This is a genomic window from uncultured Mailhella sp., from assembly GCF_944324615.1.
Classification (GTDB): Bacteria; Desulfobacterota; Desulfovibrionia; order Desulfovibrionales; family Desulfovibrionaceae; genus Mailhella.
The window spans coordinates 21,738-35,521 of the sequence record NZ_CALUWY010000011.1 but is presented as its reverse complement, the minus strand read 5'-3'; the positions used below and the strand labels follow the sequence as shown (position 1 = coordinate 35,521).

The window sequence follows — 13,784 nt, the reverse complement described above, 5'->3', positions numbered from 1 at the left end:
CCATGGATACGCTACCCTCCTGCCGTGAGGGTAAGGTGCTCATCCTCGGGGCTTTTCGCCTCCACGCGCACCCTGCCGCCCTTTTCCAGACCGCCGAAGAGCAGAAGCTCCGCAAGCCTGTCCTCCAGCTCGGAACGGATCACGCGCTGCAGCGGACGCGCGCCCATGCGCGGATCAAAGCCCTTGTGCGCCAGCCATTCGCGGGCCGAATCCGCAAGTTCGAGACTGACGCGGTGCTGGGCAAGCCCGGGAGCCAGGGCGGCCACGGTCTTGTCCACAATGCGGGCCATGAGATCGAAGCTCAGGCTCTGGAAGGGAACGATGGCGTCCAGCCTGTTGCGGAATTCCGGGCTGAAGGTCTGTTCCACGGCTCCGGCGCTGCGGTCCGACGCGCGGCTCGTGGACCAGAAGCCCACCGGCGACTGCTCCATTTCCCGCGCTCCGGCGTTGGTGGTCATGATGAGCACCACGTTGCGGAAATCCGCCTTGCGGCCGGTATTGTCCGTGAGGGTGGCGTAGTCCATGACCTGCAGAAGCACGTTGTACACGTCGGGATGGGCCTTTTCCACCTCGTCGAGCAGCAGCACGGCATGGGGCGTCTTGCGTATGGCCTCGGTGAGCAGACCGCCCTGCTCGAAGCCCACATAACCGGGAGGCGAACCGATGAGCCGCGCCACGGCGTGCTTTTCCATGTATTCGCTCATGTCGAAGCGCACAAAGGCCACGTCCAAAAGTTCGGCAAGCGCCTTGGCCAGTTCCGTCTTGCCCACGCCCGTGGGCCCGTGGAACAGGAAGGAGGCCGCCGGGCGGTTTTCCCGGCTCAGCCCCGCGCGGGAACGCAGTATGGCCCGGACAATGGCGTCCACGGCCTGATCCTGCCCGAACACGCGGGCACGAAGATCCGCGCCGAGCGTCTGCAGCCTTTCCTTTTCGCCGCGGCTCACGCTCCGGGCGGGAATGCCCGCCATGCGCGCCACCACGCGCTCGATGTCCTGCACGGACACCACCGCGCCCCGGCGGAACCCCGGCTTGAGCCCGGCCGCGGCCCCGGCTTCGTCCATGACGTCGATGGCCTTGTCGGGAAGAAGCCTGTCCTGAATATGCCTTGCGGAAAGTTCCACGGCGGCCTGTACGGCCCCCCTGGAATACTTCACCCCGTGAAATTTCTCGTAGCGATCCTGAAGACCGCGCAGAATGTCGAGGCAGTCCGCCTGCGAAGGCTCGCGCACGTCCACGCACTGGAAGCGGCGGCTCAGGGCGCGGTCCTTCTCGAAATGATTGCGGTATTCCTCATGGGTGGTGGAACCTATGCAGCGCAGTTCCCCGGCGGCCAGCACGGGCTTGAGCAGGTTCGAGGCGTCCATGGAACCGCCGCTCGTGGCGCCTGCGCCCACGATGGTGTGGATTTCGTCGATGAAGAGAATGGCCCCGGGCTTCTGCCGAAGCTCGTTCACCACTTCCTTGATGCGGGCCTCGAAATCGCCGCGATACTTGGAACCGGCCAGCAGGGAACCGAGATCCAGCGCATACATGGCAATGGAGCGGAAGGCGCGCGGCACCTCGCCCTGCGCTATCTTCCAGGCCAGCCCTTCGGCAATGGCCGTCTTGCCCGTGCCCGGTTCGCCCACAAGCAGAGGATTGTTCTTGCGGCGGCGGGAAAGAATTTCCAGAAGACGCGCCACTTCCGCATCGCGCCCCACCAGGGGGTCGATGCGGCCCTGCTTCGCCTTTTCCACCAGATCCACGGCATAGCGTTCCAGCGCCGAGACCTGGGGGGCCTCCTCCTGGCGTTCCGTGGTTTCCTGCGTGCGCCTGCGCGCGGCCTGCCGCAGTATCTCGGGAAGCTCGTGGGACAGAAATTCCAGCACGCGCAGCCTGTCCACGCCCTGACGGCGCAGGTAGAACGCCGCCCAGCTGTCTTCTTCCTCGAACATGGCGGCCAGAACGTCGCCTATGTCCGCATCGCGGCGGCCGGAAGACTGCACATGGGCCACCGCCCTTTCCAGCACCCGTTCCAGAGCCTCGGTCTGCAAGACTTCGCTCTCTGCGGAAGGTTCCGGCCCGGTGGCGGGCAGATAGCGCGAAAGATACTCTTCAAGCTGATGCCGGAGGGCCGGAATATCCGCCCCGCAGCCCTTGAGAATGACGCGGCCGAGCTGCTCGCGCGTCATGGCAAGCAGCAGATGTTCCACCGTCAGACATTCATGACGGCGCGACCGCATTTCCATTACGGCGAGCGCCAGTGCCTGCATCAGAGAACGTGCCATCATCGCGGAATACCCCTTTTTTCTGGAAACATTCCCCTATTGTACCTGCCCGGAAAGCAGAATGCAAGCAGCCCTGCCCAAGAGCGGACGGGAAAGAACGGAAGGCAGAAAAAGAAAACCCGGCTCCGTGTGGACGGAACCGGGATGATGAAACATGAGGGCGGACAAGGCCCGCTTTTGCAGATTGTGCGGGAAAAAGGCCTTCCCTATTCCCTTTCCATGGTGCAGCGCAGGGGAAAGCCCGCTGCCCTGGCGCGGCCCGCCACCTGGTTCACACGAAATTCCGCAATTTCCTTAGGGTACACGCCGCACACGCCCGTGCCCTTCTCGTGCACGGACATCATGATGGCCACGGCTTCCTGCTGGGTCTTGTGGAACACATCCTGCAGGATGTTCACCACGAAATCCATGGTGGTGTAATCGTCGTTGTGCAGAAGAACGCGGTACATGGCCGGTTCCTTCAGCTCTTCCTCCAGCGTGACGCCCGCTTCTTCGCCGGGCGCGCCTTCGTACTCCTGACTCATGCCTGTTCTCCTTATCTGCGCAGACGCACAGAGCTGTGTTGCCCGGAGGCGCTAAAAAAGCGCCTCCGGCCGGGCCGCACGGGCGGCCGCGGAACGTGTTATTCCACCTCGGCCTTCAGGGCGTCGGCCTGCGCCTGGGCGGCGAGGGCTTCCACCATGTCTTCGATTTCCCCGTCCATGAAGCGGTCGAGGGAATACATGGTGAGGTTGATGCGGTGATCGGTCACGCGGCCCTGAGGGAAGTTGTAGGTGCGGATGCGCTCGGAACGGTCGCCGGAACCCACCTGGGAACGGCGCTCCGCCGCTTCGAAGGCATGCTGCTTTTCCTGCTCCGCCTGAAGAATGCGCGAGGCGAGAACCTTCATGGCGCGGGCCTTGTTCTTGTGCTGGGAACGTTCGTCTTCGCAGGTGACCACGATGCCCGTGGGAATATGCGTGATGCGCACGGCCGATTCCGTCTTGTTGACGTGCTGGCCGCCCGCACCGGAGGCGCGGTACACGTCGATGCGCAGATCCTCGGGACGGAGGTTCACATCCACTTCCTCGGCTTCGGGCATGACGGCCACGGTGGCGGCGGAAGTGTGGATGCGGCCCTGCGATTCCGTGGCGGGCACGCGCTGCACGCGGTGCGTGCCGGATTCATAGCGCAGGCGGCTGTACACGCGCTTGCCCGAAACAAGGGCAATGACTTCCTTGTAACCGCCCGCATCCGTGGGCATTTCGGAAATGATTTCCACCTTCCAGTGCTGCAGTTCGGCATAACGGCAGTACATGTGGAAAAGGTCGGCCGCAAAGAGCGCCGCCTCGTCGCCGCCGGTACCTGCGCGCACTTCCAGCACGGTGTTCTTTTCATCCAGCGGATCCGGGGGAAGCAGCATGAGGCGCAGCTTGTGCTCGCGGTCGGGCAGTTCCTTTTCGATGCGGCGTATCTCCTCCTGCGCCATCTCGCGGATGTCGTGATCCTCGTCGCTCAGAAGTTCCTTGTTTTCCTCAAGCTGTTTCTGGAGGTCGCGGTATTCGCGGAAGGCGAGGACAACAGGTTCCACGTCGGCGCGGGCCTTGGCCGTCTTGCGGTACTGTTCCGGGTCGGACAGCACGGCGGGGTCGGCCAGAGTCTGCTCCAGCTCGTCATAGCGTTTTTCCAGATTTTCCAGTTTCGCAAACATAGTCACTCCATCACGGTATGGTCGGGGGATTCAAAGCGGTCGGCAAAGGGGCTTTCCGGCCCGAGCGCTTCCCTGAGCGCGGCAACGGCCACCTCAAGCTGCCTGTCGTCGGGTTCCCGCGTGGTGAGCAGCTGAAGGAAAAAGCCCGGAGCGCGCAGAACGCGGCCCCATACGCCGTTCTCCAGCGCGGCCGCGTAGCGGATGATCTCATAGGCAAGCGCGCTCACCGGCACGATGAGCAGTATTTTGAAAAGCACGATGCCCGCATGGCGCACAATCGCGGAAGAAGGGTCCCACACCATGAGCAGCAGAGGAACCAGCACCGCGTGCAGCACTATGGCCACGGAGAGCACGAAAAGCAGAAAGGTGGTGCCGCAGCGCGGATGCAGGCGGCTGCCCCGCCTGGCCGTTTCCACCGTGACCATGCCGCCCTGCTCGAAGGCATGAATGGTCTTGTGTTCCGCGCCGTGGTACTGAAAGACGCGCCGTATCTCGGGCATGAAGGATATGCCCGCGATATAGCCTATAAAAATAAGGAACTTGAACAGGCCGTCCCACACATGGAAGGAAAAGCCCTTCATGTCGCCGCCAAGGCCCGCATACTGCATGACAAGGGCCATGAGATGCGGCGCGGCCACGAAAAGCACAATGGCGGCCCCGAGGGCCATGAGCAGCGTGAGGGCCACCTCGCCGCGCGTCATGGGGGCGGAATCGTCCTCACCGCCGGAAAGATCGGCGGAGCGGTTCAGGGCGCGGATGCCGTTGGCAAGGCTTTCCACCAGAATGGGAAATCCGCGCAGAAAGCGCACGGAACGAAGCCCCTGAGGGCCTACGCTCCTCCAGCGGCGGCTTTCCACGGAAATGGAACCCGAAGGGCGGCGCACCGCAAGCGCGCAGGAGGCGCCGTTGCGCATGAGCACGCCTTCCATGACGGCCTGCCCGCCCACCAGAGGAAGGGCGCAGCTTTCGCCCGCAAGCGCAAGGAGCCGGAGAAAAGAAAACGTGTGCTTCATGCCTCTTCCTGAAAAAAATGCAGAACATGCGCTCCCTTCAGGCCGCGGCAGGAAAGGCGGCCCGTGAGCGGCATACGCCCCCGCTGCGGCAAAGCGCCCGTGCGGAAGGCGACCCGGCGCCCTGCCCGCGGCCTGTGCCGCAGGACATGGCCCAAACTCAAAAACCTCCCCAGGAAAGCCTGGGGAGGTTCCGCTCGTTCCCGGCTACATCACGCCGGATCAGCGTTACTTGGCGAATTTGGCGTACTTCTTGCGGAAGCGGTCAATACGGCCGGCGGTGTCGACGAAGCGCTGCTTGCCGGTGAAGAACGGATGGCAGGCGGAGCAGATTTCGACATGCACGGTTTCGCCCTTGGTGGAAAGAACTTCCACGACGTTGCCGCAGGCGCAGACAAGCTTGGCCTTGTACACTTTGGGATGGATGCCTTCTTTCATGGTACACTCCTCAGATGATTTGCGGACCCACGGGTTCGCCCATACCCACCTTGGTAGGCGGACAGTCGCCTAGTCGCCCGATTTACCGCAGCGTTGAGATTCAAGACGGGAAACCCTACTTCTTTTTTCGCCGTTCGTCCAGTGTTTTCCCTGCCTCAGACGCGGAAGAAGGCATGCTCCGCCCCGGAGGCAGGGTGCCTGCGCTCCGCCCTGCCGGAAAAGGCAAACGAAGGCCGCGCATGGAAAACGGAAGAAAAACGCGGCCCAAAAGGCCCCTCCCGGGGGAAGAGGACAGGCGGAAGGCGCGCCTGCCCGCCTCTTTCTGCCGCGGCGGAAATGTGACCTCTTCACTGGACGGGAGGGCGGGTAAAGGCTATACCTTTGCCCATGCGTTACTATCCCCTGTTTCTCGATCTTTCCGAAGCCCGCTGTCTGGTGGTGGGAGCCGGGCCTGTAGGGCGGCGCAAAATCGCCTCTCTTCTGGCATGCCGCCCCGCCGCCCTTCTGGTGCTGGACCCGGAGCTTGATGAAAAGGCTCTGGAAAAGGCCGTGGCCGGTCTGCCCTGCGAAGCGCTTTCGTGGGAAAGGCGCGTCTTCCGGCCGGAAGATGCGGAACATAAGACCCTGGTGTTTGCGGCCACGCCCTCGGCGGCCGTCAATTCCGCCATCGCCCGCCTGTGCCGCGCCTCCGGCGTGCCGTGCAACGTGGCCGGTCCCGTGGAAAACGGCGAAGGCGGCACCTTTCTCGTGCCCGCCCATGTGGAAAACGGACCCATCACCCTGGCCCTTTCCACGGGAGGCTGCAGCCCCGCCCTCGCCCGCGCTCTGAAAGAAGATCTGAAGCTCTGGATGGAAAACGGCTACGCGCTGCTGGCCCTGCTGCTGAAGGCCCTGCGCCCGAAGCTGCTCGCCCTGCGCCTCGGAAGCGATGCGGACGCGGACATCTTCCGCGCCCTCTGCGCCCGCCCCCTGCGCGGGCAGCTCATGGAGGCACTCCTTAATAAGGACGCCTCCGCGCTGGACGCGCTGCTTGCCCCTCATCTGCCCCCTGCCCTTTCCTTTTCCGCCAAGGAGTTCTTCCATGGACTGGACTGATATCTTCTCCTATCTCAGCCTCGCCCTGTACGCACCGGCCACCGTGGCCGCCCTTGCCGGGGTGCTCGGCCGCTCCGTGCGGGTGAAAAAGCTCTCCTGCCTGCTCTGCACCGCGGGCTTTGCCGCCCACACGCTCTGGCTGGCCGCGGCCCTCGCCACGGGAGCCTTCAGCGCCGTGTCGCGCGGCTTCTACCTGCTGCCCCTTTCCTGGTTTCTGATACTCGCCGGGCTTGTCATGGCCCGCCGCCAGCACATGGACATAGCCCTTCACTTCGCCGCGCCGTGGGCCTTCTTCCTCTGCGCATGCGCCCTGGGCTTTGCCTCCACGCCGGGCACCATGACCATGGCCGGGCCGCTTTTCGTGCTGCACCTTGCCGCCATCTTCGTGGGCGTGGGCGTCATGGCCGTGGCCGCAGGAGCCGGAGCGCTCTTTCTGTGGCAGGAAGGCGCCATCAAGAGAAAAACGCCGCTGGAAGGCTTCCGCAAGGATCTGCCCGCTCTGGGAGCCCTCGACAAGGTGAACGCCATGGCCACGCTCATCGGCTTCCCCTGCTACAGCCTGGGCGTGCTCTGCGGCTTCCTCTGGGCGCGCATCAGCTGGGGAACCTTTGTGAGCGGCGACTTCAAGGAATGGATCTCCCTCATCATCCTTGCCGTGTACGCACTGCTCTTCCATCAGCGTCAGGCCCTCGGATGGCGCGGACGCAAGCCCGCCATACTGGCCCTCGTCATTTTTGCCGCCTCGCTGTTCTCCATGTTCGTGGTGAACACCGTCTTCCCCACACAACACGGTTTTTAGCCCCCAACAAGCCTCTCTGCCAGGAACATCATGAACAGCACCATTCACCTTATCGGCATCAATCACCGCACGGCCGCCGTGGAGGTGCGCGAAAAATTCGCGCTCACCAACTTCTGCTCTCCCGAAACCTGGGCCATTCCCACGGGCGGCGACATCGGCGAATCGCTCATTCTCTCCACCTGCAACCGCGTGGAAGTGCTTGTGGTGGGCGACGGGGACAAGCCCCGTCTCCGTGCCCTGGAATACTGGGCCAGGGCCCGGGGCAGAAGCGTGGAAGAGCTTGAGCCCTACCTCTACCAGTACAGAAACGACGAAGCCATCCGCCACCTCTTCAACGTGGCCTCCAGCCTGGATTCGCTGGTGCTCGGCGAACCGCAGATCCTCGGCCAGCTCAAGGCCGCCTACCGCAAGGCCACCCAGAGCCACAGCGCGGGAACCATCATCAACCGCCTGCTGCACAAGGCCTTTTCCGTGGCCAAGAGGGTGCGCTCGGAAACGGGCGTGGCCTCCAGCGCCGTGTCCATAAGCTATGCCGCCGTGGAACTGGCAAAACAGATCTTCGACGACATGGGCAGTCACAACGCCCTCATCATCGGCGCGGGCGAAATGGCCGAACTGGCCGCCCTGCACCTCAGGCAGGCCGGGGTCAGGCGTATCCGCGTGGCCAACCGCACCTTTGCCCGGGCCGAGGAACTGGCCCACCGCCTCGGCGGCGAGGCCGTGCCCTTCGATCAGCTCTTCTCCCATCTCGTGGATACCGACATCGTCATCAGCTCCACCGGCGCGCCCGACGCCATCATCCACGAAACGGACATGAAGGACGTGATGAAGAAGCGCAAGCACCGCCCCATGTTCCTCATCGACATCGCCATGCCGCGCGACATCGCCCCTTCCGTGAACACGCTGGACAACGTCTATCTCTACGATATCGACGACCTCAAGGAAGTGGTGGAGGAACACATCGCCGAAAGGCGCAAGGAAGCCGTGCGCGCCCGCGCCATTGTGGACGAGGAAACCCTCGCCTTCCATCAGTGGATGGAATCGCTCACCCTTCAGCCCACCATCGTGGCGCTGGTGGAACGGGGCGAGAGCATCATGCGGGAGGAACTGGCAAAGACCCTGCACCGCTTAGGCCCCGTTGACGACAACACGCGGGAGGCGCTGGAAATCATGGCAAGCTCGCTGGTGCGGCGCTTCAATCACGAGCCCATATCCTTCATGAAGGACCGTTTCCACGAGGCCGCCAACCCCGAATACACCATGCAGGCCGTGGACACGGTGCGCCGTGTGTTCAAACTGAAATAATGCGCTCCGCCGCATACAGGCAGCAAAAAAGCCCGCACGACTCTGCCGTGCGGGCTTTTCGTTGTCCGACCATGCCGGAAAAGGCCTAGCGCAGGCCCATGAAGGATGCGGCGTTATTGTAGAACACATCCTCCAGCGCGCTGTCGGGCAGGCCGCAGGAGAGCACGCGCTGAATTTCCACACTGGGATGATGGAAGGGCGAATCAATGCCGAACATCACCCTTTCCCGGCCCACGGTCTCATAGGCGTTCCTGATCTGGCAGCCCATGGGCATGCCCGACACCTCAAGGAAGAGGTTGTCGTACTTTTTCGCCATGTTGATGCTGCCCTCGATGTACACGCCGTGGCCGTGGCCCATGTGGATCATCACCGTGGGCACCTCGGGGTGACGTTCCGCAAGCAGGCCTATCTGCCAGGGCAGGGAAAAGGGCGGGTGCCCGCAGTGGATGAACACCGGCTTATGGCAGGCCTGCGCAATGTCCATGATGGGGTCCACCATGGGGGAATCGGCGGTGAAGGCGTCGAAGAGCGGCTGCATCTTCACCCCGGCAAAGCCTTCGTCGCGCAGGTAATGCTCAAGCATGTCATACGCCTGCGTGCCCAGATTGGCATTCACCCAGCACAGGGGAATGATGCGCTCAGGCATGGCGTGCCAGGCCGCGTTCAGTTCCTCGTTGAGGTGCGCCCCTGCCGGGCAGAGTATGGTTTTCTCGATGTTGTACTCGTCCATCTGCCGGGCGAGAAGTTCCGTGTTGAAGTCCACGTTGAAGGGGCTTCCGAAGGAACCGATATGGGAATGCGCGTCGATTTTTCTGAAGGACGCAAAATCGTGCCTGTTGTTTTCCATGACCGTGCTCCTTTCGGCCCGACGGGCGGGCGCGTGCGGGAAAAAAGGGAAAAAAAGGGCCAAAAAACGGCCCGGACAGCGGGCAATATGCCCTTTTCTTCCAAAAAAGCAAGCAGATACCGCAAATTTCCCGGCAACGGAAAGGCCATGGCACATGCCCCCCTGCCGCACAGAACAAAGCGCGGCAGGGGGGCGATCTCATGCCTGCCTCGGCAAGGCGCTATTTTTCCGCCGTACCGAGGGCCGCGTCGAGAAGGGGACGGAACTGCGCCATGTCCTCCTCATGCCAGGAAAGGGGCGGCCTTGCCCCGGCATCGAGATAATCCACATAGGGATGCGCGGCCTGCGTGGCGGCAAACTCGCGCCGTATCTCTTCCAGAAGGCCGGGAGAGGTGAGCAGATCCAGAACGGTGAGTCCGGCCACGCGCGCGCCGGTGACAAGGCCCTTGTGCATGATGGTGGACTTCTGGCAGGCCGTGACCGACCAGGTATGGGCCTTGGCCCCGGGCACCCAGGTGGGGAACTGGAGCGAGGCCGTGGGCGCCTTGAGCGTCACGTCGCCCACGTCGCTGGAATCGCCCTTGAAGGGAGCCTTGGTCGCGTCCACAAGGGTGGTTTCCACCTGCATGCCCACTTCCGGCGCGCCGAGGGAATGCTGCAGGGCGCGGGCGAAATTCTGTTCCTCCTCGCTGTATTCGGGAACGCCCACTTTGAGCATGTTCGCGTACAGGGCGCGGGCCAGGGCCTCGCTGGGGTAGCGCTGATGGCAGGCGGCAAGGAAGGTGATGCTCTCCGTGGTGCCGGTCATGAGGGCGGCCCCGCGCGCGCAGAGGCGTATGCGCTCGTAAAGATCCTGAATCACCGGATCCTGACTGCGTATGTAGTACCAGGTGCGGGCGTAGTCCGGCACCACGTTGGGCGCGGAAATGCCGCTCAGCGTGGCCCAGTGCACCCGCTGCTCGGGCAGCATGTGCTCGCGCAGTCTTTCCGTGCCCGCGTGCATGAGTTCCACCGCGTCGGCGGCGCTGCGGCCTTCCCACGGGCGGCTTCCGGCATGGGCCGTTCTGCCGTGAAATTCCACAAGGAAGGAAAAGAGAGCGTTGTTCTGCAGCCCGAAGGACGTGCCCAGGAAGGAATTGGCGTGGCAGTCGATGACGGCATCCAGCCCGTCGAACACGCCGTCGCGGGCCATGAAGCCCTTGCAGGCGAGAAGTTCCTCGGCAGGGGTGCCGAACACCACGAGGGTGGCGGGAATGTCCCGCTCCACCAGCACCTGTTTCAGCGCGCTCACCGTGAGCGCCTGCATGGGGGCCATGGCGTTGTGGCCGCAGCCGTGCCCGGGCCCGCCTTCCACCACCGGGGAGGGCGTGACCGCCCCGGCCTGCTGGGAAAGCATGGGCAGAGCGTCGTATTCCGCAAGAAAGCCGATGACCGGGCCGCCTTCGCCGTGGGTGAAGCTCGCCCGGAAGGCCGTGGGCATGCCGGCAATGCCCTTTTCCACGGTAAAGCCCTCCTCTTCCAGCGCCTGCGTCACGGCGCGGCAGGAACGCGTTTCCGTAAAGCCGAGTTCGGCATAGTCCCATATCCTGTCGGCAAGGCGCTGAAACTTCTCCGCCCTGCGTTCTATGGCGTCAAAAAGCTGCTCTGTCATGATGTATCCTTATCAGTGCTGAAGCCTCGCCTCAGGCGGCACGGGCCGCTCTCCGGCGAAAAAGACGGCACAGCCTGCCGCCCGGAGCCTTACGCGCCAAAAAGCGCCGTAAGCTCCCGTATGTCTTCCAGTTCGTCAAAACGCAGGGCCGTTTCCACAAGGCGCGCCGCCCTCTCCTGCCCCATGGGGGCAAGAAGGCCCGCCCACTTTTCCCTGCGCGCATCGGGGGAAAGGGGCTTTTCGGGCGAACCTGAGGCCGTGTCGCACAGGGCCTGCCGGCAGCGGCCGTTCTTCAGGCGCAACGTGAGGCGCGCAGGCACGCAGGAGGAATTGCGCCCGAGTTCCAGAAAACGCTTCCACAGCCCCTCGTCGGGGGAAAGGGTGATCTTTGCGGCGCAGGCCCGCACGGAAGGAGCATCCCAGAAGCGGCGCTCGAACCAGCTCTGCCGCGGCACGCCGTGCAGGGCAAGGGCAAGGGTGAGGGGCGTGCTGAATTCCATGTCGAGGAAGGTGCGCGCCCGCACCCTGCCGAAGCGGGCGGCCACGGGAGGCGTGGTGTCCACACGGAGGGATTCCACATCCTCCGGCCGGAAAGGCTCCTCTGCCATGAGAAGGGAGAGCGCATCCAGCGCGGGGTGAATCCAGCGGCAGCAGGGATAGGGCTTGAGGCAGACGCGCGGCAGGGAAAAGGAGGAAAAATCGCAGAGCACGCCGGCATCGCAGCGGTCCGACCCGATCATGGCGGCAAAGCCCACCTCCCCGTCCAGCACGGATTCGCTCCCTTCATAGCCGTTTGCCGCAAGCACGGCGGCGCGCACGCCGTTTTCCGAAGGCAGGGCCACGTTGTCCTTCACCGAGGTGATGGACTTGTCTTCCCAGCCGAACTTTCCGGCATGGGGCACCGGAGCCGTGGCCCCGGCAATGCCCATGCAGTTGAGCATCTCATCCATGCCGAGTTTCATGAGCCTGCCGCAGGCCACGGCCACGCCTATGGCCTGAATGCTTCCGTTGGCGTGCACCCTGGCATAGCAGGCAGGGGAAGGCAGCGTGGCCCGGGCCACGCGGTCGTTCACCTCGTAGCCCGCCACAAGGGCGGCGAGAACCTCGCGGCCCGAAGCGCCGAGACGGGAGGCCAGGGACAGCACGGCGGGAAAGATGCTGGCTCCGGGATGCCCGCGCGAGCCCGTGTCGTCGTAATCGAGCGCATTGGCAAAGCCCGCCTGCACAAAGGCCGCCATGGCGGGGGAAAGCTTCTCCTTCATGCCGGGCACGGGGATATCCCCTTCCGTGCCCATGAAACGGGCATACGCGGCCACGGAGGCGGCAAGGGGGGTCGCGCTTCCGCCGAAGGCGCAGGCAAGATGATCGGCCGCAAGGATGCGCGCATGGGCGCGGACCTCTTCGGGGATATCCTCAACGTCAAGGGCAAGGGCGTATGCCGCCACGGCCCCGGTCATGCTCTGTTCCCGCATGGGTTCTCCTTTTCATGCACCAGAGCGCAGGGGCCCGGACACGCCGCGCTCCCACGCCTTTTTAAGAAGAAGCGCGCTCAGAAGCGCCCTTTCCCTCAAAGAGGAAAGCAGCAGATATTCGCGGGTGGAATGGTCGCAGCCGCCGCGCGGGCCCAGTCCGTCCAGCACGGGAATGCCCGCCTCGGCAAGGAAGGAGGCTTCCGAACAGCCGGGGCGGAAATCCTCGCCCACGCTCTGCCCCGCCTGCTGCGCCGCCTCCCGGGCCAGCGCATACAGCTTCTCTGTGGCCGAAGCCTCCAGAGGCGGGCTGAACACCTCGCGCTCAATGACCGTTTTCGTGCCTTCCACCTGGGGCGTGAGCAGAATGCTCCGCATCTTCGCCTCCACCTCGTCGCGCTGGCGCAGGCTGTTGCAGCGCGCCTCCACGTCGAGGCGGGCCTCTTCGGGCACCACGTTGAAGGCCAGTCCCCCTTCAAGGCGCCCCACGTTCACGCTGAGGGAATCCTCACCGACCACGTTTTCGGTGTTCATCTCTTCCAGAAGCTCGATTTTCCGCGCCGCGTCCCGCAGGGCGCTCACCTTGCCCTTCGTGATGAAGGCCGCGTGCCCCGCCCTGCCCCGTATGCGGGCGGAAAAGGCCACCTTGCCCTTGCGCGTGCGCACAAGCTCGCCATCGGGCCCGGCCATCTCGAACACCAGGGCAAAGGCGGCCCGGGCGGCCTCCTTTCTGAGAAAGGCGCGCATGGTGCGGGAGGACTGCTCCTCGTCCGGGGAAAAAAGAAAGCGCATGGGCATGGAGGCGCCGCAGCCCTGCTCCAGCAGGGCCAGCATGGCGAATATGCCCGTCACAAGGCCGCCCTTCATGTCGCAGGTGCCCGGACCGCGGGCCACGTCCCCTTCCACGCTGAGGCGGTGGAAGGGGCTGTCTGCGGGAAAGACCGTGTCCATGTGGCCGGAAAGCAGAATGCGGCGCGGCGCCTCTTCCGCACAGGGAACATCCGCCACAAGGATGTTGCCCGCGTCCTGCTGTTCCACGATATGCGTCTTCAGCCCCCTTGCGGAGAGATACTCCGCAAGGAAGGCGGCCATGGCGTCTATGCCGTGCTTGTTGTCCGTGCCGGTGCGCATGTCCACAAGGACGCGCAGAAGCTCGAACATGTCCTTTTCATGCCTTTTCATGAAGTCTGCGGTCTGTTCCATGGATTCTCCT

The 13,784-nt window shown here is 64.0% G+C and carries 12 protein-coding genes; 3 read left to right on the top strand and 9 right to left on the bottom strand.

Going from position 1 to position 13,784, the window contains the following annotated elements; all coding sequences use genetic code 11:
- Positions 1–11: 11 nt before the first annotated feature.
- The 5 genes from clpA to rpmE form a co-directional block, all read right to left on the bottom strand.
- Positions 12–2,270, bottom strand: a complete 2,259-nt coding sequence (clpA, locus tag Q0K07_RS04405; protein ID WP_294556950.1) for an ATP-dependent Clp protease ATP-binding subunit ClpA — start codon at positions 2,268–2,270, stop codon at positions 12–14.
- A 203-nt stretch (positions 2,271–2,473) separates the two neighbouring features.
- Positions 2,474–2,791 carry an ATP-dependent Clp protease adapter ClpS gene (clpS, locus tag Q0K07_RS04400; RefSeq protein WP_294556948.1) on the bottom strand — a complete coding sequence of 106 codons (318 nt, stop codon included), beginning with the start codon at positions 2,789–2,791 and terminating at the stop codon, positions 2,474–2,476.
- Between the two features lie 98 nt (positions 2,792–2,889).
- Positions 2,890–3,957 carry a peptide chain release factor 1 gene (gene prfA / locus Q0K07_RS04395; protein ID WP_294556946.1) on the bottom strand — a complete coding sequence of 356 codons (1,068 nt, stop codon included), beginning with the start codon at positions 3,955–3,957 and terminating at the stop codon, positions 2,890–2,892.
- A gap of 2 nt (positions 3,958–3,959) precedes the next feature.
- On the bottom strand, positions 3,960–4,970 hold the full coding sequence (locus Q0K07_RS04390; RefSeq protein ID WP_294556943.1) for a DUF1385 domain-containing protein: 1,011 nt from the start codon (positions 4,968–4,970) through the stop codon (positions 3,960–3,962).
- A gap of 225 nt (positions 4,971–5,195) precedes the next feature.
- Positions 5,196–5,405, bottom strand: a complete 210-nt coding sequence (rpmE, locus tag Q0K07_RS04385) for a 50S ribosomal protein L31 (RefSeq protein ID WP_077073051.1) — start codon at positions 5,403–5,405, stop codon at positions 5,196–5,198.
- 387 nt (positions 5,406–5,792) lie between these two features.
- Here rpmE and Q0K07_RS04380 point away from each other — a divergent pair, with 387 nt between their 5' ends.
- The 3 genes from Q0K07_RS04380 to hemA are packed head-to-tail and all read left to right on the top strand — an operon-like array spanning position 5,793 to position 8,604.
- The gene (locus Q0K07_RS04380; protein ID WP_294556940.1) at positions 5,793–6,500 is read left to right on the top strand and encodes a bifunctional precorrin-2 dehydrogenase/sirohydrochlorin ferrochelatase; all 708 of its coding nucleotides are present in this window, start codon (positions 5,793–5,795) and stop codon (positions 6,498–6,500) included.
- Entirely contained in the window at positions 6,487–7,299 is an 813-nt protein-coding gene (gene ccsA / locus Q0K07_RS04375) for a cytochrome c biogenesis protein CcsA (RefSeq protein WP_294556937.1), read from the top strand. The genes Q0K07_RS04380 and ccsA overlap by 14 nt, the downstream gene beginning before the upstream one ends.
- A 30-nt stretch (positions 7,300–7,329) precedes the next feature.
- Positions 7,330–8,604 carry a glutamyl-tRNA reductase gene (gene hemA / locus Q0K07_RS04370; protein ID WP_294556934.1) on the top strand — a complete coding sequence of 425 codons (1,275 nt, stop codon included), beginning with the start codon at positions 7,330–7,332 and terminating at the stop codon, positions 8,602–8,604.
- An 85-nt stretch (positions 8,605–8,689) separates the two neighbouring features.
- Here hemA and Q0K07_RS04365 read toward each other — a convergent pair whose 3' ends face one another.
- The 4 genes from Q0K07_RS04365 to Q0K07_RS04350 form a co-directional block, all read right to left on the bottom strand.
- Positions 8,690–9,451: an amidohydrolase family protein gene (locus Q0K07_RS04365; RefSeq protein ID WP_294556932.1), complete on the bottom strand. Its 762-nt coding sequence runs from the start codon at positions 9,449–9,451 to the stop codon at positions 8,690–8,692.
- Positions 9,452–9,671: 220 nt separating this feature from the next.
- The gene (locus Q0K07_RS04360; protein WP_294556929.1) at positions 9,672–11,102 is read right to left on the bottom strand and encodes an amidohydrolase; all 1,431 of its coding nucleotides are present in this window, start codon (positions 11,100–11,102) and stop codon (positions 9,672–9,674) included.
- An 89-nt stretch (positions 11,103–11,191) separates the two neighbouring features.
- On the bottom strand, positions 11,192–12,574 hold the full coding sequence (locus Q0K07_RS04355; RefSeq protein WP_294556926.1) for an MmgE/PrpD family protein: 1,383 nt from the start codon (positions 12,572–12,574) through the stop codon (positions 11,192–11,194).
- Between the two features lie 12 nt (positions 12,575–12,586).
- Entirely contained in the window at positions 12,587–13,774 is a 1,188-nt protein-coding gene (locus Q0K07_RS04350) for a M20/M25/M40 family metallo-hydrolase (protein ID WP_294556923.1), read from the bottom strand.
- Between the last annotated feature and the right edge of the window lie 10 nt (positions 13,775–13,784).